The sequence below is a fragment of the Halomonas sp. DP5N14-9 genome (assembly GCF_019802175.1).
Taxonomy (GTDB): domain Bacteria; phylum Pseudomonadota; class Gammaproteobacteria; order Pseudomonadales; family Halomonadaceae; genus Halomonas; species Halomonas litopenaei.
Map to the genome: position 1 here is coordinate 162,637 of NZ_JAHVHR010000020.1, position 26,324 is coordinate 188,960.

General features: G+C 63.3%; 23 protein-coding genes and 2 riboswitches. Of the genes, 14 read left to right on the forward strand and 9 right to left on the reverse strand.

The genetic code is table 11. From position 1 onward, the window contains the following. Nucleotides 1-209 precede the first annotated feature (209 nt). Complete coding sequence (locus KUW00_RS11945; RefSeq protein WP_045994910.1) at nucleotides 210-752, reverse strand: hemerythrin domain-containing protein; 543 nt, start codon at nucleotides 750-752, stop codon at nucleotides 210-212. A gap of 226 nt (nucleotides 753-978) precedes the next feature. On the opposite strand from KUW00_RS11945, the gene KUW00_RS11950 reads away from it, so the two are divergent. Both KUW00_RS11950 and KUW00_RS11955 read left to right on the forward strand, forming a co-directional pair. After that, nucleotides 979-2,313, forward strand: a complete 1,335-nt coding sequence (locus KUW00_RS11950) for a replication-associated recombination protein A (RefSeq protein WP_222569176.1) — start codon at nucleotides 979-981, stop codon at nucleotides 2,311-2,313. 175 nt (nucleotides 2,314-2,488) lie between these two features. Continuing rightward, nucleotides 2,489-2,641, forward strand: coding sequence for a hypothetical protein (locus KUW00_RS11955; RefSeq protein ID WP_156088597.1), 153 nt, complete (start codon nucleotides 2,489-2,491; stop codon nucleotides 2,639-2,641). Between the two features lie 101 nt (nucleotides 2,642-2,742). Here the strand turns inward: KUW00_RS11955 and KUW00_RS11960 are convergent, their stop codons facing one another. Next, nucleotides 2,743-4,230: an MFS transporter gene (locus KUW00_RS11960; RefSeq protein ID WP_222569177.1), complete on the reverse strand. Its 1,488-nt coding sequence runs from the start codon at nucleotides 4,228-4,230 to the stop codon at nucleotides 2,743-2,745. A gap of 198 nt (nucleotides 4,231-4,428) precedes the next feature. Further along, nucleotides 4,429-5,067 (reverse strand): class I SAM-dependent methyltransferase, encoded by a 639-nt coding sequence (locus KUW00_RS11965; protein ID WP_222569178.1) that lies wholly within the window; start codon nucleotides 5,065-5,067, stop codon nucleotides 4,429-4,431. 41 nt (nucleotides 5,068-5,108) lie between these two features. On the opposite strand from KUW00_RS11965, the gene KUW00_RS11970 reads away from it, so the two are divergent. From KUW00_RS11970 to KUW00_RS11985, 4 genes are all read left to right on the forward strand, one after another. Beyond that, a complete protein-coding gene (locus KUW00_RS11970) occupies nucleotides 5,109-5,495 on the forward strand; it encodes a VOC family protein (RefSeq protein WP_222569179.1) in 387 nt (128 codons plus the stop codon). 98 nt (nucleotides 5,496-5,593) lie between these two features. After that, on the forward strand, nucleotides 5,594-5,986 hold the full coding sequence (locus tag KUW00_RS11975) for a DUF4870 family protein (RefSeq protein WP_045994904.1): 393 nt from the start codon (nucleotides 5,594-5,596) through the stop codon (nucleotides 5,984-5,986). A gap of 1 nt (nucleotide 5,987) precedes the next feature. Beyond that, on the forward strand, nucleotides 5,988-6,929 hold the full coding sequence (locus KUW00_RS11980) for a lysophospholipid acyltransferase family protein (RefSeq protein ID WP_045994905.1): 942 nt from the start codon (nucleotides 5,988-5,990) through the stop codon (nucleotides 6,927-6,929). After that, nucleotides 6,926-7,282 carry a DUF4870 family protein gene (locus tag KUW00_RS11985; RefSeq protein ID WP_231498501.1) on the forward strand — a complete coding sequence of 119 codons (357 nt, stop codon included), beginning with the start codon at nucleotides 6,926-6,928 and terminating at the stop codon, nucleotides 7,280-7,282. The genes KUW00_RS11980 and KUW00_RS11985 overlap by 4 nt, the downstream gene beginning before the upstream one ends. A 38-nt stretch (nucleotides 7,283-7,320) precedes the next feature. Here KUW00_RS11985 and KUW00_RS11990 read toward each other — a convergent pair whose 3' ends face one another. Together KUW00_RS11990 and KUW00_RS11995 are read right to left on the reverse strand one after the other, a co-directional pair. Further along, entirely contained in the window at nucleotides 7,321-7,662 is a 342-nt protein-coding gene (locus KUW00_RS11990) for a type II toxin-antitoxin system ChpB family toxin (RefSeq protein ID WP_222569180.1), read from the reverse strand. Continuing rightward, nucleotides 7,659-7,913 (reverse strand): AbrB/MazE/SpoVT family DNA-binding domain-containing protein, encoded by a 255-nt coding sequence (locus tag KUW00_RS11995; protein ID WP_124802450.1) that lies wholly within the window; start codon nucleotides 7,911-7,913, stop codon nucleotides 7,659-7,661. The genes KUW00_RS11990 and KUW00_RS11995 overlap by 4 nt, the downstream gene beginning before the upstream one ends. A gap of 351 nt (nucleotides 7,914-8,264) precedes the next feature. On the opposite strand from KUW00_RS11995, the gene KUW00_RS12000 reads away from it, so the two are divergent. Both KUW00_RS12000 and mdoH read left to right on the forward strand, forming a co-directional pair. Next, on the forward strand, nucleotides 8,265-9,851 hold the full coding sequence (locus tag KUW00_RS12000; RefSeq protein WP_261392140.1) for a glucan biosynthesis protein: 1,587 nt from the start codon (nucleotides 8,265-8,267) through the stop codon (nucleotides 9,849-9,851). Continuing rightward, the gene (mdoH, locus tag KUW00_RS12005) at nucleotides 9,851-11,752 is read left to right on the forward strand and encodes a glucans biosynthesis glucosyltransferase MdoH (protein WP_222569181.1); all 1,902 of its coding nucleotides are present in this window, start codon (nucleotides 9,851-9,853) and stop codon (nucleotides 11,750-11,752) included. The genes KUW00_RS12000 and mdoH overlap by 1 nt, the downstream gene beginning before the upstream one ends. A 199-nt stretch (nucleotides 11,753-11,951) precedes the next feature. On the opposite strand, the gene KUW00_RS12010 is transcribed toward mdoH, so the two are convergent. Both KUW00_RS12010 and KUW00_RS12015 read right to left on the reverse strand, forming a co-directional pair. Next, nucleotides 11,952-12,656 carry a hypothetical protein gene (locus KUW00_RS12010; protein ID WP_222569182.1) on the reverse strand — a complete coding sequence of 235 codons (705 nt, stop codon included), beginning with the start codon at nucleotides 12,654-12,656 and terminating at the stop codon, nucleotides 11,952-11,954. Further along, nucleotides 12,653-13,711, reverse strand: coding sequence for a GSCFA domain-containing protein (locus tag KUW00_RS12015; RefSeq protein ID WP_222569183.1), 1,059 nt, complete (start codon nucleotides 13,709-13,711; stop codon nucleotides 12,653-12,655). The genes KUW00_RS12010 and KUW00_RS12015 overlap by 4 nt, the downstream gene beginning before the upstream one ends. A gap of 763 nt (nucleotides 13,712-14,474) precedes the next feature. Beyond that, nucleotides 14,475-14,628: riboswitch (TPP riboswitch) on the forward strand. Nucleotides 14,629-14,709: 81 nt separating this feature from the next. Here KUW00_RS12015 and tenA point away from each other — a divergent pair. From tenA to pta, 4 genes are all read left to right on the forward strand, one after another. Beyond that, nucleotides 14,710-15,378 carry a thiaminase II gene (gene tenA / locus KUW00_RS12020; protein ID WP_222569184.1) on the forward strand — a complete coding sequence of 223 codons (669 nt, stop codon included), beginning with the start codon at nucleotides 14,710-14,712 and terminating at the stop codon, nucleotides 15,376-15,378. A gap of 11 nt (nucleotides 15,379-15,389) precedes the next feature. Then, nucleotides 15,390-15,524: riboswitch (TPP riboswitch) on the forward strand. A gap of 77 nt (nucleotides 15,525-15,601) precedes the next feature. Continuing rightward, nucleotides 15,602-17,554 (forward strand): phosphomethylpyrimidine synthase ThiC, encoded by a 1,953-nt coding sequence (thiC, locus tag KUW00_RS12025; RefSeq protein ID WP_261392141.1) that lies wholly within the window; start codon nucleotides 15,602-15,604, stop codon nucleotides 17,552-17,554. Nucleotides 17,555-17,838: 284 nt separating this feature from the next. Further along, a complete protein-coding gene (locus KUW00_RS12030; protein ID WP_222569185.1) occupies nucleotides 17,839-19,053 on the forward strand; it encodes an acetate/propionate family kinase in 1,215 nt (404 codons plus the stop codon). Then, on the forward strand, nucleotides 19,050-21,212 hold the full coding sequence (pta, locus tag KUW00_RS12035) for a phosphate acetyltransferase (RefSeq protein WP_222569186.1): 2,163 nt from the start codon (nucleotides 19,050-19,052) through the stop codon (nucleotides 21,210-21,212). The genes KUW00_RS12030 and pta overlap by 4 nt, the downstream gene beginning before the upstream one ends. A gap of 193 nt (nucleotides 21,213-21,405) precedes the next feature. Here the strand turns inward: pta and KUW00_RS12040 are convergent, their stop codons facing one another. Further along, entirely contained in the window at nucleotides 21,406-22,455 is a 1,050-nt protein-coding gene (locus KUW00_RS12040; protein ID WP_253029110.1) for a YeiH family protein, read from the reverse strand. Nucleotides 22,456-22,638: 183 nt separating this feature from the next. Then, a complete protein-coding gene (locus tag KUW00_RS12045; protein ID WP_222569187.1) occupies nucleotides 22,639-24,270 on the reverse strand; it encodes a GMC family oxidoreductase in 1,632 nt (543 codons plus the stop codon). Nucleotides 24,271-24,495: 225 nt separating this feature from the next. On the opposite strand from KUW00_RS12045, the gene KUW00_RS12050 reads away from it, so the two are divergent. Further along, nucleotides 24,496-25,728 (forward strand): TRAP transporter substrate-binding protein, encoded by a 1,233-nt coding sequence (locus tag KUW00_RS12050; RefSeq protein ID WP_197037057.1) that lies wholly within the window; start codon nucleotides 24,496-24,498, stop codon nucleotides 25,726-25,728. Next, complete coding sequence (locus tag KUW00_RS12055; protein ID WP_222569188.1) at nucleotides 25,728-26,315, forward strand: TRAP transporter small permease; 588 nt, start codon at nucleotides 25,728-25,730, stop codon at nucleotides 26,313-26,315. Before KUW00_RS12050 ends, KUW00_RS12055 begins: the two co-directional genes overlap by 1 nt. Nucleotides 26,316-26,324 lie beyond the last annotated feature (9 nt).

Sequence of the window (26,324 nt, forward strand, 5' to 3'; positions counted from 1 at the left end):
GAGGGGCAAGAGGCTGAGCAAGGGAAACGGCACCTGAATCAACATGGGCGCCATTCTACCCGACATTGGCGGACCTGCATAAGCGCAGCAAGGGCGCCCACGGATACGCCAGCGCGCCGAGGTGAGCGCGGACGTCATGCGGCCCGAACCGGAGTTCGGGCCGACGACGTGATGCTCGAGAAGCAAGGAACGAACGAGGGAAAAACCGATCAGGCGGGTACCGGCTCCTCGCGTAGCTCGGCATAGAGTTCAGGGTAGGCCGCCTGGAGTCGCTCAAGTTCGGCGGTGGCGTTCTCCGGCAGGGCGTGGGCCAGGCGATCGAGATCTTCGTCCGAGAAGTGCTCGCTGATCAGCGGGAAGAGTTCCTCACGCTCTTGGCGAAGGTAAGCACGGTGGCTGTCCAGGTACTGCTTGAGGTCATCGGCAAACTGGTCCATGGGGATGGCGACATCCATCAGGATCATGTCGATGTCACGGGACAGGCGCGTCAGCCGGGCCTTGAGCTTGCGGTAGTCGCCGGACAGCTGCTCGGCCACTGCCTCGCTTTCGGGGGCCAGCTCCTTGAGACGGTCGGTACAGATCTGCTCCAGGGGCAGGGTGAAACCCGCCATGTAGTCGAGAATATAGTCAACCACCTCCCTGACGAGCTGGAAGTTGGGCCGCTCTCCCTGCGCGAGGGTCTTTTGCTTGAGTTGCAGGACGTGCAGTATGCGCGCCATGTTGGCATGATCCCGTCGCAGTTGCTTTAGCATGGGCATGACGGAAACCTCCTGTGGTCAGCATGAGCTGAAGGCACCCTAGCTTAGACTGGCCTTCTCGGGTCAGGTTCCGGATCGTGCGGGAACCGGAATGTATCACCCTAGACGCATAATCGAGTTTTTGCCCGACGAAAATTGCCACATTCAGAAGGGTTGATTTCCTACACACCGCCTGAGCGTTGACGTCTGGCGCTCAATTCATTCTTCTCAGGAGTCGGCGATGGACATGTTCGAACAGGCCCACCAGGAAGACGCCGCGCCCCTGGCCTGGCGCATGCGCCCGAGGTCCCTGGACGACTACGTGGGCCAGCCGTCGCTGGTGGGGCCAGGCAAACCATTGCGGCGCATGGTAGAAGCCGGGCAGGTGCGCTCGATGATCCTGTGGGGGCCACCCGGCGTCGGCAAGACCACCCTGGCCGACATCCTCGCCAGCGCCTCCAGCGCACGGCTGGAGCGCTTGTCGGCGGTCATGGCCGGGGTCAAGGACATTCGCGAGGTGGTGGAGCGCGCCCGGGTGGCCCAGGGCCAGGGGCAGACCACGGTGCTGTTTCTCGACGAGATCCACCGCCTCAACAAGAGTCAGCAGGACGCCCTGCTGCCCCACGTCGAGTCGGGGCTCTTGACGCTGATCGGCGCCACCACCGAGAACCCCTCGTTCGAGGTCAATTCGGCGCTGTTGTCCCGGGCCCGTGTCCATGTGCTCAAGGCGCTGGACGAGGCCGCGCTGATCGAGGTCATGCGCCGCGCCCTGGCCGACCCCGAGCGCGGCCTTGGTCACCGCGACATCCGCGTCGAAGACGAGGTGCTGGCGATACTGGCGCGCGCCTCGGCCGGCGACGCCCGGCGCGCCCTGGGCCTTCTGGAGACCGCCTGCGACTTCACCCAGGCGGAAGGCGGTGCAGAGCGTCTGCCCCGCGAGGCGCTCGAGGACGTCATCGGCCACACCGCCAGCGCCTTCGACAAGCAGGGCGATCACTACTACGACCTGCTGTCGGCACTGCACAAGTCGGTACGCTCATCGCGCCCCGACGCCACCCTTCTGTACATGGCCCGCTTCATCCAGGGCGGTGGCGATCCGCTGGACGTCATCCGTCGCCTGGCGGCCATCGCCTCGGAGGACGTCGGCAACGCCGACCCGCGTTGCCTGCCACTGGTCATGTCGGCCTGGGATGCCTACCTGCGTCTGGGCGACTACGAAGGCCAGCGCGCCATCGCCCACGCCGCCATCCACCTGGCGGTAGCGCCCAAGAGCAACGCCATCGACCAGGCCTGGAAGAAGGCCCAGGCCTTTGTCGCGGCCCAGCCGAGCCTGGAGGTACCGACCTACCTGCGCAACGCACCGACCAAGCTGATGGCTTCCCTGGGCCACGGCGATGGCTACCGCTACGCCCACGCCGAGCCCAACGGCTACCCGGCGGGGTCGGCCCACGACTGCTGGCCCGAGGCAGTGCCGACCGAGCGCTTCTACCACCCCACCGATCACGGCCAGGAAGAGCGTTTCGCTCGCATCATGGCCTGGCGGGCGCAGCTCGATGAGGCCGCGGATGGCGGATGAGATAGCAGCGGAGGTGGCAGCTCAGATACCACTTGAGAAAAACCATCTGTCTTCGACGTGGGAAGGAAATAGGTCGCTGCAGCACAACCAGGCATCGTAAGGAGCGAGCCAGGACCGCGACTACTGTGGGACTCAAGTGCCCATGGTGGGCACCCGATGCTCCGGAGGGACTGTCATGTCGGCCACCCAGCTACAGCAAGCTCGTCAGATCCTGGTACAGAACGCCCGTCACCCCAACCATCACGACGTGCTGCTGGCCTACGCCCGCCAGCAGGCGACACCCGCGGTACGTCGTGCGCTGTTCAAGCTGCTGTTCGGACCGAACTGAGGCCCACTGTCTGCCACATGTTGACCGCTCAGGCCGGCGCCTCTTGCCTGCTCTGGGCCGCCCACGGCGACCCAAAGGGACAAGTTCGCCGGCCAAGGTGATCAGCCCTTGGGTGCCTCGCCCGGCTCAGCCGCCGACGGCGACTCCTGCTCCCAGCCGGGTTCGACGGGCGTTGGCTCGAGAGCGGCGCCTTCATCGGACTCGTGATGGTTCACCTCGAGCACGCCATCGTGGTAGCCGTCTTCATCGAAATAAGGCACGTACTGCCCTTCCTCCGCTGGCGGCCCCACCATGGGCTCGGCCACGTCCACGTCCGGCACTACGTCGGACAGGTCTTCCATATGCTCGTGCTCCTTGGCGCCCGCCACCCACTCGTCGGTGACCACGAATTCCGCACCCACCGACGACAACGGCGTCGCCGGGGAGAACGGCACCACCGGCACCGGCGCCGGACGCACCAGGCGACGCCAGGCGAAGAACAGCACCAGGGCGCCACCGAGGGCGCCGAAGGCCATGAACAGGGCGGTATCGCCAAGCGCCGCCATCACCGGGCTGACCAGCGGCGGACTGACCGAGGAGCCAAGCGCGCTGATCAGCAAAAGCCCCTGACTCATGGGCACCAGGGCGCCGGCGGGGGCACGGTCCGCCGAGTGGCTGACCGATACCGGATACAACGAGAAGACGCCACCGCCCAGCAGGAACAGCAGCGCGGCCAGCCCCCAGCTCGGCAACGGCAGCAGCAGCACCGCCAGCGAGATGGCCAGGCAGAACAGACCGATCAGGATCAGCACCAGCTGGCGGTCGTGACGATCCGACCAGCGGCCCACCGGATACTGCAGCAGCATGGCGCCGAGTACCGTTATCGCCATCAGCTGGCCGACCTCGGCCAGATCAAAGCCGGTACGCTGCAGATACAGCGGCATCAGGGCGTACACCGCAGCCGCCAGCATGCCGGAACCGAAGGCCCCCACTACCCCGGTGGGGGTGAGGATCATCAGGCGCAGCGGCGACAGCGGCTCGACCTTGTCGAGCAGTGGCGTGACCCGCGGAATCATCGCCATCGGCAGCACCGACAGCGAGGCCAGGGCACCGATGACCATGAAGGGGGCGGTTTCGCCCATATTCTGGGTGATGCCCAAAAGCAGCTGACCGAGCACACCTGAGCCGTACAGGGCGATCATGTACAGCGCCAGCAGACGCCCGCGCACCTTGGAGTCTCCGGAGGCCAGCAGCCAGCTCTCGATCACCAGGAAGACCCCGACCGTGGCCCAGCCACCGATCAGACGCAGCCCGAACCAGGCCACCGGATCCAGGATCAGCCCCTGCAGCAGCACCGTCACCGCCACCAGCGAGGCGAAGCTGCCGTAGGCACGAATATGGCCGATAGCGAGCAGCAGCCGGTCGTTGAACAGGGCACCCAGGCCAAGACCGATGAAGTAGGCGCCGGAGACCCAGCCGATGACCACCGGCGATTCACCGGCGGCGTCCAGGCGCAGGGTGATAAGCGAAGACAGAAAACCGTTGCCGATGCCCAGAATGAATAGCCCCAGAACGGGGGGCAGGGCCATGGCCAGAAGTTGGGGAGACATGAGGAGTCGGGCTCCAGCGATGCGGACGACGCGGACGGCGGCGGCGGGTGGGTGTTGATGTTTCGAGTCCGTCCGTCGCGGTGCGTATCGACGACTCTTGGGCGGCGAATATACCCCCCTTTTCGCGCCTGTCAATGTCTTTCGAAGGGCGTCACCCATGCATCTGTAACGCATTGTTGGTCAAGCATAAATCCGGCCTCAGTGACTCGTGTCACGGCGCATCAGAACCACATCGGCCGCGGGGAAGTCGACACTCAAGCCGAGTGCCTCGGCCAACCAGCGAAAACTCGTCTCGCTGAAGAACACCACATGGGTGGGATCACGAATATAGTGCCAGCGGGCAAAGTCCTCCGGCGTGCGCTTGGTCATCAGCCCCAGCCAGCCACCGGGTCGCAGTTGTCGCGCCAGCGCAAACAGCACCGGGCCGGGCGCGAACAGGTGCTCGACCACCTCGGTGGCGGTGATGAAATCGTAATACCGCTTCAGGTTCTCCGGCGCGGGATGGTAGTAGGGATCATGGATCCGAGTGGGAAACCCCGCCTCCTCGAACATCAGCGACAGCGTCGGACCGGGCCCCGCACCGAAATCGAGCCCCTCGGCACCCGGCGACAGACGCTCGCTCAGGGGATCAAACAGGCGACCCAGAAAACGACGGTAGCCGGGATCATCCGGGCGGTTGTCGTGCTGATCGTAGACCGCCTTCTCGGCCTGCGGTCCCAGTCGCTGCTCGGGAGGCACCGCCACCAGGTCACATACCGAGCAGCGAAAATAGTCGCGGCGCCCGTCCGCATGAAAGTGGTGCGTCGTCGGGTTTGCGCATAGCGGACAGCTTGGCATCGTCGTATTCTCTGGGACTTGGATCATTTGTGGAGAGAGGCATGCTGTCAGGTCTAGATCACCTGGTCATCACCGTGACCGATATTTCCCGCGCCGTGGACTTCTACACCCGCGTTCTGGGCCTGGACGTCCGCTATCGCGATACCGAGCGGGTCGACCTGATGCTCGGCGAGCTGGCCCTGCGCCTGCACTGGACCGCCACCGACGTGACCCCCAGGGCCGCCACCCCTACCCCAGGCAGCCTCGACGTCTGTTTCAAGAGCCATCTGCCGCTGGGTGAGGTGAAGGCTCACCTCGATGCCCTGTCGGTCGAGGTGGAACTGGGCCCCGTGGAACGTCAGGGTGCCACCGGCAAGATCGAGTCGCTGTATCTTCGCGACCCGGACGGCAACCTGCTGGAGATCAGCCGTCCGCTCAAACAGGAGTAACGTCGGTCGTCCCTGCGGGTCGCTTCGCCTGTCATGGCAATGCGGCACAGGCTGGGTATGATAACGGGGCCGTATGACATGCACCCAAGGGACCATGGATGAGCCAACACGACCTTACGCCTCAACGACCCACTGTCGAGCCTCCCTCACCTGGCGACACGCCCCCCGCCGACACCACCATGTCGCTGGTGGGCTACGCGTTGCTGCTGGCCAACCTGGTCACCGGCTTCACCGCGGTGATCGGGGTGATCATCGCCTACGTCTACCGTGGCAAGGGCCCCGAGTGGCTAGACGAGCACTATCGCTACCAGATCCGTACCTTCTGGATAGGCCTGCTCTACGGCATCGTGGCCTCGATCCTGACCTTGATCGTGATCGGCCTGCCGCTGCTGCTGGCCCTGGCGGTGTGGTTGATCGTGCGCTGCGTCAAAGGCTTCAAGGCACTGCAGGAAAAGCGCGCTCCGGATAATGTGGAAAGTTGGTTGATCTGATATGAACGTCCCCTGGCAACAGCGACTCCAGGCTACCGCGATATCACGCCTGTGGCGGATACTGTCGCGTCTGTCACCGACGACCCTGTGGCGACTCAGCGTCGCCCTGGTCAATGTGGCCTACCCTCTGCTCAAGCGCGAACGCGCGGTGACCAGGCTCAACCTGGAAGTGGTCTATCCCGACCTTACCGAGGCCCGTCGCGCCACCCTGGGGCGCGAAAGCCTCAAGCATTCCACCGCCACCATGCTGGAACTCGGCTTTGCCTGGCAGGGCGACCCCGACCGAGTGGCCGACAGCATCGTCGAGGTACATGGCCGCGAACTGCTGGATGATGCCCGCGCCGAGGGCAAGGGCGTGATCATCCTGGCGCCTCACTTCGGCAACTGGGAGGTGCTGAACTTCTGGCTGTCGAGCCACTTCCCCTTCACCGCCATGTACGAGCCGCCCAAGCTGGCACCGCTGGACCCGATCATCCGCGCCGGGCGCGAGCGCTGCGGCGCCAGCCTGGTGCCGACCAATCCCCGAGGCGTGGCGGCGCTGCTCAAGGCGCTCAAGCGATCCGAGGCCGTCGGCATCCTGCCCGATCAAGAACCCAGCTGGGGCAGCGGCGTGTTCGCGCCCTTCTTCGAGCGCCCCGCCTACACCGCCACCCTGTTGCCCAAGCTGGTGTCGCGCACCAATGCAAGGGTCGTGACCGGCGTCGCTCTGCGCCGTCCCGGGCGGGGCTTCGCGCTGTACTTCCTGGCCGCCGACGAGCGCGTCTACGATGAAGACGAGACCATCTCCTGCAGCGGGGTCAATGCCAGCATCGAGGCGGTGATCGCACTCGACCCGGCCCAGTACCAGTGGGAATACAAGCGCTACACCAAGACCCTGGAAGAACAACGTGGCGATCCCGACTTCCGCCGTTACCGCCTCTACAGCTCGAGGAACATGAAGTGACGACAGCGTCAGTGTCACCGCCGCCGGAGACCCGCGTCGGCCACGTCCTCTATCTGCTCTACCTGGCAGGGCTGGTGAGCGGATTCGTGACACTGTTGATCGCGCTGGTCGTCGCCTACGTCTATCGCACCGACGCCGCCCCCTGGCTACGTGCCCACTACCAGTTTCTGATCAGCACCTTCTGGATCGGCCTGCTCTACATGGTCGCCGCGGTGGTACTGTCGGTGCTGATCATCGGCCTGGCGCTACCCCCGCTGCTGGTCACCGCCTGGTTCGTGATCCGCTGCATCGTCGGCTGGCGTGCCCTGCACCAGCGCCTGCCGCCGCCCAGACCATCCAGCTGGCTATGGTAGGCGCGGCAATGCCAGCACTAAGAATTTGCGAGCACGGCCTATTCAAATAACGTACGAACACGCGCTAAAGCATCATCGACGACGTGATCCGGGGCAGACTCGACTCTGCGCGCTCCGCGCGCTTCAAGATCGACAGTCCTGATCTGATTGACCAGCACTACCCCCTGCGTACGGGTCCCGCTCAGAGGTACCGCAAAGCCTGCGTGGCGCGCGAAGTTGCCACCTTGGGTGATGGGTGCCACGACCACCGTACCAAAATGATTGAAAGCTATTGGCGTCAACACTAGCGCAGGGCGAAAGTCACCTCGCTGCTCGCGTCCTTCGGTCGGATTGAGGGGAACTCGCACAATATCGCCACGGCTATATTTGTCACGCTTCATTCTTCACGCCCTACCGGGGCCATTTCCTGCCAGGCTGCCAGGTCTTCAGGCTCGGGAGCCTCGGGATCACAGCGTGCCAGCAATTCCTCCAGGGAATACTTTGGCTTTGACGCCACAGGCTTCAACACCAACCTGTGGGAAGTTTCCTCGACTTCCAGCAAATCCCCATCGCTGAGGCCCAGCTGTCGAAGCAATTCAACTGGCAACCTGATGGCGGCACTATTGCCCCACTTCTGAATCTTGAGTTCCATATCACTCCCCTCCTGTACGTATCTACACAGTAGATACGCGCTGCCTCGACCGCAAGCTCGTGCATCAACTTCGCCTGTTACCGCTCAGTAACCTGCCCACCCCGACGCCGTCGCTAATCGGCGACACGGAACCCGAATTAGCACAAACCCTCAAATGCACTCCGATGACATCTATTGCAACTTTTGTCTCGGCCAATAGGCTAGATTAAAGGCTGGCTCGATCTGGCATAGAAAGTGGCATAGAAAGTCGCATAGAACATGCCATCGATGTGAACGGCAGAAGGATCCCCTACACCCCCAGCGGGCGAACCCGAGCCACCGGGCGTTCGTCCGCTCGCAAGGAGAGCGCACTTGGACACGGCAATATCTCGAGCACGACACACCCTTGCACGGCGGCGACCTGGCTCGCGCAACCTGGCGCTCGCCTTCGTCGGCGTCATCACCAGCGCCGCATTGACGACGCCGGCCATGGCCGTCGAGACCGGCGCGCTGTTCGAACAGGTCACGAACCGGGCCAAGGAACTGGCCGCGTCCCCCTATGAAGAGGCCTCTGCCGAGCTGCCCGAGGCCCTCACCGAGATGGACTACGATCGCTACCGACAGATTCGCTACCGCGATGAGCGGGCACTGTGGAAGGATGATGGCGATTTCGAGGTTGAGCTCTTCCACCCAGGCTTTCTGTATGACCAGCCAGTGGATATCCACCTGCTGGAGGATGGCGAGGTACGCTCGCTGCCCTTCGAGCCTGAGCGCTTTCGCTACGACGACGATACCGCCGACCTCGCCGAGCTCGATCTGAGTGGGCTCGGCTATGCCGGCTTTCGCCTCCACTACCCGCTCAACCGCGCCGACTACAAGGATGAGTTCGCGGTATTTCTCGGCGCGTCCTACTTCCGTCTGGTCGGCCGCGACCAGGGCTACGGCCTATCGGCCCGTGGGCTGGCCATCGACACCGCCCTGCCCCAAGGCGAGGAGTTTCCCGCCTTTCGTGAATACTGGCTGGTCAAGCCGCAGCCCGGCGATACCCACATAACCGTGCTGGCGCTGCTGGACAGCCCGTCTCTGGCCGGCGCCTACCGCTTCGACATCGCCCCGGGCAAGCGCACCCAGGTCGACACCGAGGCACGCCTGTTTGCCAGGGAAGACGTCGAGAAGCTCGGCGTCGCACCGCTGACCAGCATGTTCCTGCATGGCGAGATGGATCGCCGCCAGGAGGACGACTACCGCATCCGGGTGCATGACTCCAGCGGCCTGCTGATGGCCACCAGCACCGGCGAGTGGACATGGCGCGTGCTGGAAAACCCCGAAAGCCTCCAGATCTCCGGGCTGCAGGACACCTCGCCCAAGGGCTATGGCCTGGTCCAGCGGCCCCAGCACTTCAACGCCTACCTGGACATGGAGGCCCGCTACGAGCGTCGCCCCAGTCAGTGGGTCGAACCCCAGGGCGAGTGGGGTGAAGGCCATGTCGAGCTGGTGGAGATCCCCACCGACAGCGAGGCTCACGACAACATCACCGCCTACTGGGTGCCCGCCACCCCGCTGATGGCCGGCGACTCCCGCACCTATCGCTATCGTACCTGGACCTTCGGCGACACCCCCACGGCCGAGCCGCTGGCTCGTGTGGTGCGTTCGCGCCAGGGCTGGGGCGGTGTGCCGGGACAGAGCGATCCCCCCGACGAGCGCCTGCGCCAGTTCATCATCGACTTCCGCGGCGGTGAGCTCGAGGGACTCGATGCCAGCCAACCGGTCGAGATGACCCTGACCACCTCCAGCGGCGAGACCGCCGAGGCCAAGGTCACACCGCTGCCCGACGACGACACCTGGCGCGCCAGCTTCACGCTGCTGCCCGATGGCGACCAGCCCGCTGATATCCGCCTGACACTCATGCTTCGTGGCGAGCGCCTGAGCGAAACCTGGAACAGCATCTGGAGCCCCTGATGAACGCCCATACTCCCGAGGTACCCTGGCCACGCCTGCGACGTCTTGGCGTCGGCCTGGCCATTGCCGCCACCACGGCGCTGGGGGTCTGGACCATGTTCAGGATCCTCTACGTGGAGGGCATCAGTCCGCTCGAGATGGCGATCATCGGCCTGTTCGCGATCACTTTCGGCTGGATCACCATGGCCTTCTGGAGCGCGCTGATCGGCTTCGTGCTCAACCTGACCGGGCGTGACCCGCTGAGCCTGAAGCCGCGCCATTCCTATCCCATGCGGCCCGAAGGCTCCCACTCCCGCACCGCCCTGGTGATGCCGATCCACAACGAAGACGTGCTGCGAGTCGCCGCCGGACTCGAGGCCACCTGCAAGGATCTGGATGACCTGCCGCAAGGCATCGAGGTGGAAGCCTTCGTGCTCAGCGACAGCACCGACGACGAGGTGGTGGCCGAGGAAAAGGCCGCCATGGCCGAGCTGCAGAAGCGCCTGAAAGGCCACTGCCAACTGCACTACCGCCACCGTGACAGTAACGTCGGGCGCAAGGCAGGCAATCTGGGCGACTTCTGCACCCGTTGGGGCAGCCACTACGACTACATGCTGGTGATCGACGCCGACAGCCTGATGAGCGGCACTACCGTCATCGAGCTGATCGACGAGATGATGGCTAACCCGCGCCTTGGCCTGTTGCAGACGGTGCCGATTCCGGTGCGCCAGGACAGCCTGTTTGGCCGCGCCAACCAGTTCGCTGCTGCACTCTACTCGCCGATGCTGGCCAGCGGTCTGAGCTTCTGGCACGCCACCGCGGCCAACTACTTCGGCCACAACGCCATCATTCGCGTGGACGCCTTCACCGATGCCTGTGGCCTGCCGGAGCTGCCCGGCAAGCCACCGCTGGGTGGCGATATCCTGAGCCACGACTTCGTCGAAGCGGCGCTGCTGCGCCGTGCCGGCTGGCAGGTGCGCATGCGCACCGACCTGGGCGGCAGCTTCGAAGAAATGCCGAGCCATATCCTCGACTACGCCAAGCGTGACCGCCGCTGGGTCCAGGGCAACCTGCAGCATATGCGCCTGCTTGGCGGACGCGGACTGCACGTACTCAGCCGTCTACACTTCTTCTTCGGTGCCCTCGCCTACCTGTCGTCGCTGGTGTGGCTGGCGATCCTGGTGATCAGCACCATCGACGCCCTGATCCGGGCACTGGTGCCGACCAACTTCTTCACCTCGAGTTCGCAGCTGTTTCCCGACTGGCCGATCGCCCCACCCAACCTGATCATGCCGCTGCTGATCGGCACCCTGGGCATGCTGCTGATGCCCAAGGTACTGGGGCTGGTGCTGGGGCTGATCCAGAACCCGCAGGCCTATGGCGGACGGGCCCGGCTCGTCGCCAGCATGCTGCTCGAGACGCTGTTTGCCATGCTCATCGCGCCCTTGATGATGGTGTTCCACAGTCGTTTCGTGATTCAGGTACTGAGCGGCCGCACCGTGGCCTGGGATCCACAGTCCCGCGAGGGCCGCGCCCTACCCTGGAAGGAAGCCTTTCGCCACACCTGGCTATGGTCACTGATCGGCGCCTTGTGGGCGCTGGTGACCTGGGCCTTCACCCCGAGCTTCTTCATCTGGCTGACGCCGGTGTGGCTCGGCCTGGTGATGGCCGCCCCGCTGGTCCGCTGGAGCTCCAGCCTGAGCATCGGCCGGGCCCTGAGGCGCGCCGGCCTGTTGCTGGTCCCGAGCGAGACCCGCCCCCCGGCGGTGGTAGGCGAGCTTCGCGTCGCCGAGGCACCACCGCCGCCGGCGACCCCGGCAGATCCGCCACGGGAAATCCCCCGCGAGATGCCGGTGCAGTCTTTTCGCGAGCACGACACGGAATCGGCGCCGGAGGTCTCCGGCGAGAAGCCCGTCGACTGAGCCGGTGCCGTGGCACAGCGTTGTGTCCTCCCCCTCCTTTTGCATCATCCGGAGGGGGAATCCCGGCGGACTACTACACGTCAAGCATAGTGGCGTGATCCATGATTCATCTGTTTGCCGCTGTCTGGTGGTAACGCTTTGCTCTACAAAGAGCGTTCTCCAGCTCCGAATAACACACATCCGCCAGGAAAACCCTTTGTCAATCTCTACTTAAAAAGCAGGATAGCCACTTTTTCCCGAACTCTTCGTTCATATGCCTGATATCATGGTCTGGATGCGCTTCCTCATCCATGGCATCCCCTACAGGCAATCTTTTACTTCCCTTCGAGAGCTCCCGCTCCGTAAAACATCCGTTGACGATGGTATCAGCAGGCTGAGCGATCAACTCGGCATTGCATTTATCATACACTTCATCGTTCATCAACTTTATTCCGGACAGGTAGCTTTCCGGAGGATAACTTCTATCATCACCTTTCTTCTGAATAGGCAGGGGATTATGTCCAACATATATCTTTTTATTGGTCACGCTCCTGATCATTTCCATGATCTTCCAGGACATCGTACCCTTGACACTATCCAGCACGGTTTGCTTTATTACTGCTGATGAAAAAAATTTTCCAGGTTCGACAAAAAAAACTTCCATCTGAAGTCCGTAAATCAAGAATAGATCATATTCAACGATATCAATCTCACTCTTGCCACCCGATGTATAGGTGATGGTCCTCTTTAATCTATCTGTTTTTGGAACCAGTTTATTATCGATGAGAATCAGTCCACCCAAGCCATTACTTCTAGCGGTAAAGAAGACAAGATTATATTCTTGATGCCACTCTGGCATCAGGTCCCAGGCTCTTTTCAAAGCACCAACGTGGCTATTGCCCAGCACACAAATATTCTTCTTCATTCCTTACCTCCAAAGGCGTCGAAGATCTCTTCTTCGCAAACCAGATCATTAATTTTCTTTACGCTACCTACCCTCTTGTTTTGTTTTCCGAAAATCTCAGCGCCGAACTTTGTCCTCAGAGAAGAAAAAAAATGATTCATCACAAAATCGACACCGTGGGGGTTAACACTTCGTTGATTGGGTTCGAAAAACACCCCCTTGAAAACCGGGCTGTTGATTATTTCATACGAAGGAAAATAATCCACATAATTACAACCTCTAGAAATCTGCCCAGCCACGGCACGCAACACTGACTTGGATTCCATTGTAGCGACGATCACGTTGTTCCTGGAGTTTGTCGCTACCAAAGGAACAGGGGAAACTGTCAATATAAAGCGTAACTCAGGATTCTCATGACGCATTATTTCTATGGCATCTCGCAGATCATTCATCACAGAGGGATACATTTGATTCTTGAACGCATGGATACCTTTCAGGTAGGTCCCTGCTGAAGTTCCGGGACACATCGGATACTCGTAGCCGTATTCCGCATTGAACCAGCTTTCAGTCAACCCTAGGGTGAAGACAAAGAAGTCTGATGAGACGATGCATTCCCTAAACGCTTTTATTGTCTCCTCTCGAGAGAGCATTAACTCTTCTTTACTACAGAAACCCTCTGGTTCCACCACGGGGCGAAAGGGATCATAGAACCGTCCGTCCTTTTCCCAAATCTCCTCAGGCGGCTCTTTTATCCCTGTTGCCCACTCTACCCACTGCTTCAACAATGAGGTAGTGTATATATTCCCGGTTCTGGCCGAAAAAATATTGTAATTGTATTTTTTTGCATTTTCCTGCGAGAGCCCCTTGGGTGGAGTTTCTGTCGAGACCCAGTTAAACCCTCTGCTATCAAGAGCATTTCCAATATGTTGCGCAAAGCAGGAACCGAAGGTAACCACCCTACTATCCTTTGTGATCTTGAACTTTGGAGACCACAAATTGGATATGTCAAAAATTGACTTTTCGGATACAGCTTTTTTCCAGAAGGCACGGTCTGGAAGTGTCGAATATGGATTCATATTAATCACCTAAAATATAAGATATAACATCGGTCGTGAACGAACAAAATTGATAACGTCTATCTTAAATCACACATTGCCACGACGAATAGGAATGTTTACGTCAACACTGGCATCTCGTCTTCCTTTCTAAAATATTTGCATAAAAAAAGATAGGCGAAATATTTGTCTATTGTGTTGAGAAACGAGCACTGACAACGGCCCCGGAGCCCTTCATAAAAACCTTCCCCATGCACCATTTACCTGACCCACGCGTGGTTCAAAAGAGAACAAAGCAAGCATTTTTAGCTTCCATGAAAACTCGGCGAACCAATGCTGCCAATAAAACGGGACCAACACACCTGTCACTTTCTGCCCTTCTTCACAAAGGAGTCATCAAGCGCACAACGACTGTCAGAATATCGATAAAAAAAACGTACTTTTTTCACTCTAGATTCTCTCACATATTCTCTATCAGGCAGCCGCAAAACACGCAAATACAATCCAGAGAACATCCAAGAAAAACCACGCAAATATCCCTTTAAATAACAACAAAATCGTCGAAACTTTGTCGAACTGATCAATCAGGACTCTACTTCGCCACTTTTCCTCAATCGGATAAAATGCATTCTCAACCATGCGGAAACTTCTCCAGATATCTGGGCAGTTGCACTCTCGCGATATCGTGGAAACCTCTTCCCCCCAGCGGCGTATCTACTGATCGGGATCGGTTCTTGCCAAGCTGAGGTGGACTCCCTTCGAGGTCATGCTAGACTCGATCCAGACTCGCTTGACGGGGTGCCGGTGAATCCGGCTGAGATGGCGCAGGGCCAGGGTGACGAATCACCGGCCGCCAGCGCCGATCCCGTGGAACCTGATCCGGGTGCGGTGTGGCTTCACACCTTGAACCGGCGTAGGGAATCAGGCGGTGGTGCCAGCCCCTGCGCGCGCACCTCCCTCCTTTCTCGTCGCCGTGTCCTTTGCCGCCGCCCTCCGGATCCACACCAACCGGAGGCAACATGGGCTACCGCTTTACCGATCTTGTCGACGCCTGCCGCGATGACTGGCACGCCTACATCGAACACGACTTCGTGCTCGCCCTTGGCCGTGGTGAACTGGCCGACGCCAGCTTCCGTCACTACCTCAAGCAGGACTATCTGTTTCTGCTGCAGTTCTCCCGGGCCTACGCCCTGGCGGCCTACAAGAGCCACAGCCTCGACGAGCTGCGCGGCGCCTTCGACGGCATGAAGACCATCCTCGACGTGGAACTCGGCCTGCATCTCGCCTTCTGCCGCGACTGGGGCATCGGCGAGGCCGAACTCGCCGAGCTGCCCGAAGCTCGCGCTACCCTGGCCTATACCCGCTACGTGCTGGACGCCGGCAGCCGCGGAGACCTCCTGGACCTGCACGTGGCGCTGGCCCCCTGCATGGTCGGCTACGCCGATATCGCACGAAACCTCAACGCCCGTTCGGACACCCTGCGCGGCGCCGACAATCCCTTCGACGCCTGGATCGCCATGTACGAAAGCGACGACTTCCAGGCCGCCGCACGCCAGGAGCAGGCCTGGCTCGACGATCAGCTGGCCCAGGTATCCGGCGAGCGCTTTGCGCGACTGTCACGGATCTTCGCCGACGCGACACGACTCGAGATCGACTTCTGGCAGATGGGACTCGATCTAAGCGACTAACACAATCAGCACCACGCTTGACGGGGGGCCGCCAGAGGCGGCTGAGATCATGCAGCGCATGGGACCCGTTGAACCTGATCTGGGGGTAACCCCGATGCCATGGCATCGCGGTGAGGACCAGCGTAGGGATCAAGCGCTCACGGCCCAGGCCACGACGCCCCCTCCTTCCTCACGCGATGCACACAACAACGCCAGCACCCAGTGCCGTGAGAAGGACAAGCCAATGCCGCTCGATCAACCCGTTTCCGCAAACAAACCCCGCCATAGCGCGCACTTCCTGGCCGAGACCGCCCAGGTCGACCAGACCGCGGTTACGCCCCTGCCGGGTTCGCGCAAGGTCTATGTAAAGGGCTCCCGCGAGGACCTGCGGGTGCCGTTTCGCGAGATTTCGCTGTCAGCGACCCGCACCTCCGGGGCCGACGAGGCCAATCCGCCGCTCTTGGTCTACGACACCTCCGGCCCCTACACCGATCCCCAGGTCGAGGTCGACCTGCGTCGCGGGCTTGCCGAATTGCGCCGGCCCTGGATCGAGGAGCGCGACGACACCGAATGGCTCGAAGGCCCGACCTCGGACTACGGTCGCCGACGTGCCAACGACCCGACGCTCGCCCCGCTTCGCTTCGAACTGACCCGCACGCCGCGTCGGGCACGTCGTGGCGCCGACGGCAGCGCCGGCAATGTGACCCAGCTGCACTATGCCCGCCGCGGCATCATCACCCCGGAGATGGAGTTCATCGCCATCCGCGAGAACCAGCGTCGACAGGCCCTGGCCGATGGCTATCGAGGCAGCGACGAGGTCGAGCGCATCCTTGGCCACCAGCATCCCGGGCAGGGCTTCGGCGCCCGTCTGCCAGAGGAGATCACCCCCGAGTTCGTGCGCCAGGAAGTCGCCGCCGGGCGCGCCATCATCCCCGCCAACATCAATCACCCGGAAGCCGAGCCGATGATCATCGGGCGCAACTTCCTGGTGAAGATCAATGGCAATCTGGGCAACTCGGCGGTGACCTCCTCCATCGAGCAAGAGGTCGAGAAGATGACCTGGGGCATCCGCTGGGGCGCCGATACCATCATGGATCTGTCCACTGGCCAGAACATCCACGAGACCCGCGAGTGGATTATCCGCAACTCGCCGGTACCGATCGGCACGGTGCCGCTCTATCAGGCGCTGGAGAAGGTCAAGGGCGTGGCCGAGGACCTCACCTGGGAGGTGTTCCGCGACACCCTGATCGAGCAGGCCGAACAGGGCGTGGACTACTTCACCATCCACGCAGGCGTGCTGCTGCGCTACGTGCCGCTGACCGCCAACCGGGTCACCGGCATCGTCTCCCGCGGTGGCTCGATCATGGCCAAGTGGTGCCTTTACCATCACCAGGAAAGCTTCCTCTACACCCACTTCGAGGAAATCTGCGAGATCTGCAAGCAGTACGACGTGGCCTTCTCGCTGGGCGATGGCCTGCGCCCGGGCTCGGTGGCCGACGCCAACGACGAGGCCCAGATGGCAGAGCTCAAGACCCTGGGTGAACTGACCCATATCGCCTGGAAGCACGACGTCCAGGTGATGATCGAAGGCCCTGGCCACGTGCCCATGCACCTGGTCAAGGAGAACATGGACAAGCAGCTAGAGTACTGCGACGAGGCGCCCTTCTATACCCTTGGGCCGCTGGTGACCGATATCGCCCCGGGCTACGACCACATCACCTCGGGCATCGGAGCGGCGATGATCGGCTGGTACGGCTGCGCCATGCTGTGCTACGTCACCCCCAAGGAGCACCTGGGCCTGCCCGACAAGGACGACGTCAAGACCGGCATCATCACCTACAAGATTGCCGCCCACGCCGCCGACCTGGCCAAGGGGCATCCCGGCGCCCAGCGCCGCGACAACGCCCTGTCCAAGGCGCGTTTCGAGTTCCGCTGGGAGGACCAGTTCAACCTAGGCCTGGACCCCGACACCGCCCGCGCCTATCACGACGAGACGCTGCCCAAGGACTCCGCCAAGGTGGCCCACTTCTGCTCCATGTGCGGCCCCAAGTTCTGTTCCATGAAGATCAGCCAGGAAGTCCGCGACTACGCCCGCGACAACGGCCTGGAGGGTGACGGCGACGCCGTCATGGCCGGCATGGAAGAGCGCGCCCGGGTCTTCCGTGAACAGGGTGCGGAGCTCTACAAGGAGGTCTGAACAAGGAGGTCTGAGACAAGCCATTCCCCGGCGCATCCCCGGGCAGCGTTCGACTGCCCGGGGATGCACGTCTTGTACGCCCGGTTCCAGTTCCGCCGCACAAAGTTAGACAAAAGTCTAATCCAAAGATTCATGCACTTGACGCTCATCACGGCTTCGTTGGATCCACCAGCAAAGCCGTTCGACTACCTCCCCAGGCCAGTTATTCGCGCCCCGGGGCGGTGCTAGATTCGCCGCCATCCCACGCATTCTCGCCTCACCAAGGCGTCTTTTCTGGAGATGGCATGAAAGCCCCGATTCTGGTGATCAACTGCGGCTCCTCTTCGATCAAGTTCGCGCTGGTCGATCAGGCCCCCGACGCTCCCCGACTGTCCGGTATCGCCGAGCGCCTGGGTAGCCACGAGGCTCGCCTCAAGCTTGTAGACGAACACGGCAGCACCCGCGAGGTCTCGCTTCCCCGAGCGACCCACGCCCTGGCGCTCAAGACGATTCTCGAGCACCTTGACGTCCACCGGCCCATCGGTATCGGCCACCGGGTGGTACACGGCGGCGAGCGCTTCACCGCCGCCACCCTGCTCGACGACGCCGTGGTGCGCACCATTCGCCAGACCATCAGCCTGGCTCCCTTGCACAATCCGGCCAACCTCGACGGTATCGTCGCCACGCGCCGGCTGTTCGAGGATCTGCCTCAGGTGGCGGTGTTCGATACCGCGTTTCACCAGACCCTGCCGCCCCACGCCTACCGCTACGCCATCCCCGAAGAGCTCTACAGCCGACACGGCATCCGTCGCTACGGCTTCCACGGCTCGAGCCATGCCTACGTGACCGGACGCCTGACAGAAGTCAGCGCCCGTGGTGAAGGCGGCTGGCTGATCGCCCACCTGGGCAATGGCTGCTCCGCCACTGCGGTATGGGCCGGCAGAAGCCTGGACACCAGCATGGGCATGACCCCGCTGGAAGGCCTGGTGATGGGCACCCGCAGCGGTGACGTCGACCCCGGCCTGCACCTGCACCTGGCGCGGCAGCTGGGCATGTCGCTGGAGGGCGTCGATCAGTTGCTCAACCAGAAGAGCGGACTGCTGGGGCTGTCCGAGCTGACCAACGACATGCGTGAGCTCGAACAGGCCGCCAGTGAAGGTCACGCCGGCGCGAGCCTGGCCATCGAAGTCTTCTGCTACCGCCTGGCCAAGTCCCTGGCGGGCCTGGCCTGTGCCCTGCCCCGGATCGACGGCATCGCCTTCACCGGCGGCATCGGCGAAAACTCTGCCCTGGTGCGCGCCCGGACGCTGGGCCACCTGGAGGCCCTCGGTGTGCGCCTGGACGCTGACGCCAACGAGAGCCTCGGGCGTGGCGAGGAAGGCCAGATCCACGACCGAGGCGCCAGCTCGGCGCCGGAGATCCGCGTCATCCCCACCGACGAGGAAGGCTATATCGCCAGCCAGACCCGGGAATTGATCGTGAGCCTGACGTCCACGCCAAAGCTCGAGGAGGTTCTGTGAGCACCCAGTCCCGCACGCTGCTGCTGATCCCCATCGACGACGGCGTCGCCCTCACCTCCGCCGGCCTCGGCCTGCTTCGTGCGCTGGATACGCTGGGGCTGGACGCGGGTTTTCTGCAGCCCTTCAGCCAGTCCGAAGGTGGCGAGCAGGCAAGTGACAACGACGAACGCGCCCGCTCGCTGGTGGCCAGTACCCTGGGCATAGGTTCGCCGCGTCCGATCTCGCGCCAGACACTGGAGCAGTATCTCGGCCGCGACGATCGCGATGGTCTGCTGGAACTCGCCGTGGAGCGCCACGCCCGCGTCGCCCGCCCTGCCACCGGCAAGGCACCGGCGCTGATCGTGGTGGAGGGCGTTCGCCCACTGCCGCGAAACGCCTACGCCTTCGACCTCAACGTGCGCCTGGCCAGTGCCCTCGACGCCCAGGTGGTACTGGTCGCCGATGGCCAGATCGCCGATCCCCAGGAGCTGGCCAAGCAGTTGCAGTTCCATCGCCAGAGCATCGACGCGGTGGGTTCGGTGCGTACTCTGGGTGCCATGCTGATGCGACTGCCGGGGGACGGCGACGGCTCTGCCATCGACCAGACCCTGGCCTCGGTCAGCGAGGTCGAGGCCCGCGCCCATCGCCAGCACTGGCAGCAGCAGCTCGCCAGCGGCGCCGATCTGACCCTGCCGGTGGTCGCGGCGGTGCCCTACCGGGCCTCCCTGACCGCACCGCGAGTGGTAGACGTGGCCCGCGCCCTCGATGCCAGGATCCTGCACCACGGCGAAGCCGATCGCCGCCGCGTCGCTCACTCGACGCTGGGGGCCCGCAGCGCCGAGCACCTGCTCTACGCCCTGCGTCCCGGCGAGCTGATCGTGTCCCCCGGGGACCGCGACGACACCCTGCTCGCGGCGGCCTTGGCCACCATGAACGGCGTGCCCCTGGCGGGCCTCCTGCTGACCCACGGCGAGTCACCCAGCCAGCAGCTGATCGACGTCTGCCGCCCGGCGCTGGCCTCGGGGCTGCCGGTACTCTCGGTGGACACCGACAGCTACGCCACCGTGGCCCGGCTTACCGAGATGTCCGGCAGCATCCCGGTGGATGATCACGAGCGCGCCGAGGCCATCTGCGCCTTCGTCGCCGATCATCTGGATCGTGACTGGCTGCTGGCACTGATTCACGACGACGCCCAGCGCCGCCTTTCACCGGCGGCCTTCCGCCATCAACTGGTCAGCATGGCCCAGCACAAGCGTCGGCGTATCGTGCTGCCTGAAGGCGACGAGCCGCTTACCCTGGAGGCGGCCATCCTGTGCCAGCGTCGCGGCATCGCCAACTGCGTGCTGCTGGGCAAGCGTCGCGCCATCCTCGAGGTGGCCAAGGCGCGTGGTCTGGAGCTGCCCGACGACCTGCAGATCCTCGACCCGGACGCCGAGCGTGGTCGTTTTATCGCGCCCATGGTCGAGCGCCGGCGAGGCAAGCTGACCCCGCTGACCGCCGAGGCCCAGCTTCATGACAGTGTGGTGCTGGGCACCATGATGCTCGCCGAAGGCGAGGTCGATGGCCTGGTCTCCGGCGCCGTGCATACCACCGCCAACACCGTGCGCCCGGCCTTTCAGTTGATCAAGACCGCCCCCGGCTACGGCCAGGTGTCGTCGGTGTTCTTCATGCTGCTGCCCGACCAGGTGGTGGTCTACGGTGACTGCGCGGTCAACCCCGACCCCGACGCCGAGGCGCTGGCCGAGATCGCCCTGCAGAGCGCCACCAGCGCCGAGGCCTTTGGCATCGAGCCGCGGGTCGCCATGATCAGCTATTCCACCGGCGAGTCCGGCAGCGGCGCCGACGTCGACAAGGTCCGCGAGGCGACCCGCATCGCCAGGGAACGGGCGCCGCATCTGGCCATCGACGGCCCGCTGCAGTACGACGCGGCAGCCATCGCCAGCGTGGCCCGGCAGAAGGCGCCGGAGTCACCGGTGGCCGGCCGCGCCACGGTGTTCGTGTTCCCCGACCTGAATACCGGCAACACCACCTACAAGGCGGTCCAGCGCAGCGCCCGGGTGGTCAGCATCGGCCCCATGCTTCAAGGCCTCAACAAGCCGGTCAACGACCTGTCCCGGGGCGCCCTGGTCGAGGACATCGTCTATACGATTGCGCTGACCGCAATCCAGGCCGGTCAGTAACGACCAGCACAGCGCCACAGACCGTCAGAAACGCCGAGGCCCCGGGAGAACCGGGGCCTTGGCATTGGCGTGAGCTTTGGCTTTGCGTTGCGTTCTAACTCGCCCGAAAACGCTCGTTCGCCCGGGGCCGCTCGGTCCGCTTCGCTCGGCTTTCTAACTCGCCCGAGGCCGCTCGTTCGCCCGGGACCGCTCGCTACCACTCGGCGATGCCGGTATACAGGCACACCAGCACCAGGCCGAGCAGGAAGACGGTCTCGGCGACCATCAGGATGACGGGCTTCCAGCCGACCACGGCAAGCTTCTGGAAGGAGGTCTTGATACCGAGTGCGGCGATGGCGGTGACCAGACACCAGCGCGACAGGTCGGTCATGCCCTCGACCATCACCTGGGGGATCACGCCAAGGCTGTTGATCAGCACCAGCACCACGAAGGCCACCAGGAAGCTCGGGAACATCGGCACCTTGCCGCCTTCACCGCCACGGGCGCGGCGAAACAGCAGCATGAACACCATTACCGCCGGCACCAGCATGGCGACCCGCAACAGTTTGACGAAGGTCGAGATGTCACCGGTCTCGTCGGAGATCATGTAGCCGGCACCGACCACCTGGGCGACGTCATGGATGGTGCCACCAAGAAAAATCCCGGCCTGGGTATCGGTCAGTTCCAGCGCACCGACCAGCAGCGGGTAGAGCACCATGGCGGCGGTGGACAGCGTCGTCACCCCGACCACCGTCAGGATGGTATTGCGCTCGGCGATCTCGTTGCGCGGCATCGCCGCAGACAGCGCCAGCGCCGCCGAGGCGCCGCAGATCGCCACCGACCCGCCGGTCAGCAGGCCAAGATCATTTTTCAGCCCCAGCAGTCGCGCCAGCACGCTTCCCGCCAGAATGGTCAGCACCACCCCGGCGACCACCGTCACTACCGGGCCGATCCCGAGTTCCGCCACCTGCTCCAGGGTGATGCGCACCCCCAGCAGGGCAACACCCAGCCTGAGGATGGTGCGGGCGGCAAACTCCACCCCCACCAGGCACGGGCCCTGCTCGCTGAGAAAGTGCAGGGTCATGCCGAACAGCAGTGCGTACAACAAGGTCGGGCCACCGTAGTGATCGGCGATAAAGGTGGTGGCCAGGGCAATGGTGATGCAGATCAGCACCCCCGGCATGCGCTCCCGGGCGGGCTCCAGATGGCGACGCCATCCGGTCACGGGCGTCTCGGGCTTGGCGTGTGTCGTTGGCTGGGACATGGGCGTCCTCTCGTTTATTCGTTGTTCGCGTATCAGGGGGCGCGCTCAGCGGGTCAGCCGATGACGCGCTATTGATTTGATCCTGGCCCAGCCCGCTACCGCGACGTTAGGGCCAGAGCGCGGCCTCGAGTAAGGCCAGGCCCCGATGGCATCGATCCGCTGTCGAGATTCCAGCGCTGCACGTCAGGCGACGCGCGCCTGGGCACGGCGATCGGCCTTGATCATGTCCGCCGCGCGTTCGGCGATCATGATGGTCGGGGCGTTGGTGTTGCCCGAGACGATGATCGGCATGATCGAGGCGTCCACCACCCTCAGTCCCTCGAGGCCGTGCACCCGCAGTCGGTCATCGACCACCGCCAGGTCGTCGTGGCCCATCTTGCAGGTGCCCGCCGGGTGGTAGATGGTCTGACTGTAGCGCCGGGCGGCCTCGAGCAATTGCTCGTCGCTCTGATACTCCCGCCCCGGCACGTATTCATCGGTGATCACCTCGGCAAGCGGTGCCTGCTCGGCGATGCGTCGCGCCACCTTGATGGCGTCCACCGCCACGCGACAGTCTTCTTCGGTGCTCAGGTAGTTGGGCTGGATCGAGGGATAGACGGCGGGGTCGGCGCTGGTGATGCGAATACGCCCCCGGCTGGTCGGACGCAACTGGCACACCGAGGAGGTGAAGGCCGAGAACGGATGCACCCCTTCGGCCGGCTTGTCCGCCGATAGCGGCTGCATGTGGAACTGGATATCCGGGCGATCCAGGCCCTCCCGCGACTGGGTGAAGATGCACACCTGACTGGCCGCCAGGGTCAGCGGTCCGGTGCGGGTCAGGGCGTACTGGGTGCCTACCGCCAGCTTTCTCAGCGGATGACGCACCTCGTCGTTGAGGGTGCGACAGGAGGTCTTGAACACCAGCCGGATCTGCAGATGGTCCTGCAGATTCTCGCCGACGCCCGGTAGTGCGTGGTGGCAGTCGACGCCGACCTCGGCCAGGTGGTCGGGGTCCCCGATGCCGGAGCACTGCAGGATCTGCGGCGAGCCGATGGCGCCGCTGGACAGCAGCACCTCGAGCCTGGCGCTCGCCCGATGGGTGCTCTGCCCCTGGCGGTACTCGACCCCGACCACGCGCTTGCCCTCCAGCAGCAGCCGCTGACAGTGGGCACGCTTGACCAGGGTGAGATTGGGGCGCTTGAGCGCCGGACGCAGAAACGCCTTGGCGGTCGAGCAGCGAAAGCCCTTGTAGGAGGTCTGCTGGAAGTAGCCCACGCCTTCTTGCCTGGCCCCGTTGACGTCGCGGTTCTCGGGAATCCCCGAGGCCTTGGCCGCCTCGATGAAGCGTTCGGCGATCTCGCGGCGCAGGCGCAGATCCGAGACCTTCAAGGGGCCGTCGGCACCGTGGTAGTCATCGGCGCCCCGCTCCTGGCACTCCGACTTCTTGAAGTAGGGCAGCACCGAGTCGTAGTCCCAGCCGTCGTTGCCAAGCTGCGCCCAATCGTCGTAGTCCTCGCGCTGACCGCGGATGTACAGAAGCCCATTGAGCGAGCTTGACCCTCCCAGCACCTTGCCCCTGGGCCACTGCAGCCGGCGACCGTCGATGCCCTCGTCGGGATCGGTGAGGTAGCACCAGTCGGTGGCCGGATTGTGCATGGTCTTGAAGTAGCCCACGGGCACGTGGATCCACGGATTCCAGTCGGACCCGCCGGCCTCGAGCAGCAGTACCGACACCTTGGGATCCTCGCTCAGACGGTTGGCCAGCACGCAGCCGGCGGAGCCCGCCCCCACGATGATGTAGTCGAAAGCCTCTGGCGGTGGTGTTGTGGTTGTCATGTCGCTCACTCAATCGAGACGTTTTGTCTCAATTGATGCTAGACAGTTTTCTCAAAAGATCAATATCGAGACAAAAAAACTCATTTTTATTGATCTATTCCCGAGAGACTTCTAAGGTGTGGTCAAGGCCCTTTGTCGGGCCCGGTGCCAGGCGACGATCGCCAAGCGCGAACGCCCCGGCACTCCCCTGCATCCCTACACCAAACACAAGACTGGGAGCCTTCCATGAGTTCACGCCTCTTCTCATCAGACGTGTCGCGCCGCGACTTCCTGAATATCTCGGGCCGCTTCGGCATGACCTCCACGCTGCTGGCCGCCAGTGGTCTGGGCGCTGGCCTCACCGCCTCGAGCCTGGCCCGAGCCGCCGACGCCGAGCAGCAACGCCGCTATCAGACCGAACCCAAGTTCCAGCTGCGCTTTGGCGCCTCGGGCTTCAACGAGCGCAACCTCGATATCCAGAAGTCCGGGCAGCTGTTCTTCGCCCGTGACGTCGAGGAGCGCACCAACGGCGCCATCCGCGTCGAGTTCATGGGCTCCAACGAGGTCTGCAACCAGCTCGACTGCGTCAGCAAGGCCCAGCAGGGCATCGTCGACATCTTCTCGGCCTCGACCCAGAATTCCGCCGGCGGCGCGCCCTACCTGAACGTGCTGGACTTCGCCTACATGTTCCCGAGCGTCGCCTCGATGTTTCACTTCTTCTACGACCCTCGCAGCGAGGCCCTGCTGCGCGAGCCGATGCGCCAGCGCCACAACCTGCAGTTCCTGTTCACCCACTGCGACCTGCGCGGGCTGATGATGGGCCAGAGCTGGGCCGACAAGCCGCTAGTGGACAGCCTCGAGGTGCTGCAGGGCACCAAGAACCGCGTCACCGGCACCCAGCTTGGCCGCATCGCCATGGAACAGCTTGGCCTCAACCCGGTCCCGGTGGCCTGGGAAGAGACCCTGGACGGCCTGCGTCAGGGCCTGCTGGACGGCGCCGAGACCTGGATGAGCGCGGTGGCCTACGCTGGCATGGCGCCGGTGGTGTCCCAGGCGGTCGACCTGCGCTTCTTCGCCGGTACCGAGCACACCGCCATGAACCTGTCGAAATTCGAGGCGCTGGACGCCGAGCTGCAGGATCAAGTGATGGAGTCGGCCTACGCCGCCCAGATCTTTACCCAGGGCATGAACGAGGCCGGCCGCTACCAGATCGTCGGCGCCACCGAACACCCCGCCGCCGGCACCGTGTTCGCCGAGAACAACGTGCGGGTGGCCCCGCTGTCCGACGAGATCCGCGCCCAGGCCGAGCAGCTATGCGCCCCGGAGTTCAATCCAGAGCCCTGGGAGCAGTGGCGCGAGCGGCTCAATGCCTGGGCCGGCGACGTCGACATCTACAAGGAAATCCACACCATCGCCCGGGAGATCCCGCGTGAGATGGCGGCGGTCAACGTGGCGCCGAAGCGCTGGTGGAGGGCGTAATGACCGATCACAAGGCCACCGCGGCCCAGGCGACGTCGAACGACGTCGCCGATCGGCCGACCCCCGCCTGGCTGGCGCCACTCAAGTGGCTCGACGCCAATCTGGAAAAGGTGATCATCCTGATCTCCTACAGCGGCATGGCGGGCATCATCTTCGTCGAGGTCATCCGCCGATTCTTCTTCAGCCTGCAGGCGCCCTGGAGCACCAGCATTCCGGTGCTGCTGTTTCTGTGGCTGACCTGGTTCGGCGCCTCGCTCAACGTCAAGCAGCGTACCCACCTGTCGCTCAACGAGATTCGCATGCGCCTGCCCTACGCCGGCCAGTTCGCCTGCCAGGTGCTCGACGCCGTGCTGTGGATCGGCTTCGGCGCCCTGGTCATCCACTTCACCATCGCCCAGGTGGAACTGGCGCACATGAACTTCGCCATCGTGCCGGGCACCGACAACGTCATGCAGTGGTGGTTCTACCTGGCCACGCCGCTGGCCTGGGCCCTGATCATCTTCCGGGTGCTGCAGAACCTGGCCAGCGACATCGCACGCTTCCGGCGCCGCGAGCCGTTCAACCTGCAACCGTCCATCATGGACTAGGAGAGACGT

Bases quoted from the DNA above. Each gene is read 5' to 3' on its own strand.
- KUW00_RS11945 (WP_045994910.1), bottom strand. From the start codon at position 752: ATGCTAAAGCAACTGCGACGGGATCATGCCAACATGGCGCGCATACTG.
- KUW00_RS11950 (WP_222569176.1), top strand. From the start codon at position 979: ATGGACATGTTCGAACAGGCCCACCAGGAAGACGCCGCGCCCCTGGCC.
- KUW00_RS11955 (WP_156088597.1), top strand. From the start codon at position 2,489: ATGTCGGCCACCCAGCTACAGCAAGCTCGTCAGATCCTGGTACAGAAC.
- KUW00_RS11960 (WP_222569177.1), bottom strand. From the start codon at position 4,230: ATGTCTCCCCAACTTCTGGCCATGGCCCTGCCCCCCGTTCTGGGGCTA.
- KUW00_RS11965 (WP_222569178.1), bottom strand. From the start codon at position 5,067: ATGCCAAGCTGTCCGCTATGCGCAAACCCGACGACGCACCACTTTCAT.
- KUW00_RS11970 (WP_222569179.1), top strand. From the start codon at position 5,109: ATGCTGTCAGGTCTAGATCACCTGGTCATCACCGTGACCGATATTTCC.
- KUW00_RS11975 (WP_045994904.1), top strand. From the start codon at position 5,594: ATGAGCCAACACGACCTTACGCCTCAACGACCCACTGTCGAGCCTCCC.
- KUW00_RS11980 (WP_045994905.1), top strand. From the start codon at position 5,988: ATGAACGTCCCCTGGCAACAGCGACTCCAGGCTACCGCGATATCACGC.
- KUW00_RS11990 (WP_222569180.1), bottom strand. From the start codon at position 7,662: ATGAAGCGTGACAAATATAGCCGTGGCGATATTGTGCGAGTTCCCCTC.
- KUW00_RS11995 (WP_124802450.1), bottom strand. From the start codon at position 7,913: ATGGAACTCAAGATTCAGAAGTGGGGCAATAGTGCCGCCATCAGGTTG.
- mdoH (WP_222569181.1), top strand. From the start codon at position 9,851: ATGAACGCCCATACTCCCGAGGTACCCTGGCCACGCCTGCGACGTCTT.
- KUW00_RS12010 (WP_222569182.1), bottom strand. From the start codon at position 12,656: ATGAAGAAGAATATTTGTGTGCTGGGCAATAGCCACGTTGGTGCTTTG.
- KUW00_RS12015 (WP_222569183.1), bottom strand. From the start codon at position 13,711: ATGAATCCATATTCGACACTTCCAGACCGTGCCTTCTGGAAAAAAGCT.
- tenA (WP_222569184.1), top strand. From the start codon at position 14,710: ATGGGCTACCGCTTTACCGATCTTGTCGACGCCTGCCGCGATGACTGG.
- thiC (WP_261392141.1), top strand. From the start codon at position 15,602: ATGCCGCTCGATCAACCCGTTTCCGCAAACAAACCCCGCCATAGCGCG.
- KUW00_RS12030 (WP_222569185.1), top strand. From the start codon at position 17,839: ATGAAAGCCCCGATTCTGGTGATCAACTGCGGCTCCTCTTCGATCAAG.
- KUW00_RS12040 (WP_253029110.1), bottom strand. From the start codon at position 22,455: ATGTCCCAGCCAACGACACACGCCAAGCCCGAGACGCCCGTGACCGGA.
- KUW00_RS12045 (WP_222569187.1), bottom strand. From the start codon at position 24,270: ATGACAACCACAACACCACCGCCAGAGGCTTTCGACTACATCATCGTG.
- KUW00_RS12050 (WP_197037057.1), top strand. From the start codon at position 24,496: ATGAGTTCACGCCTCTTCTCATCAGACGTGTCGCGCCGCGACTTCCTG.
- KUW00_RS12055 (WP_222569188.1), top strand. From the start codon at position 25,728: ATGACCGATCACAAGGCCACCGCGGCCCAGGCGACGTCGAACGACGTC.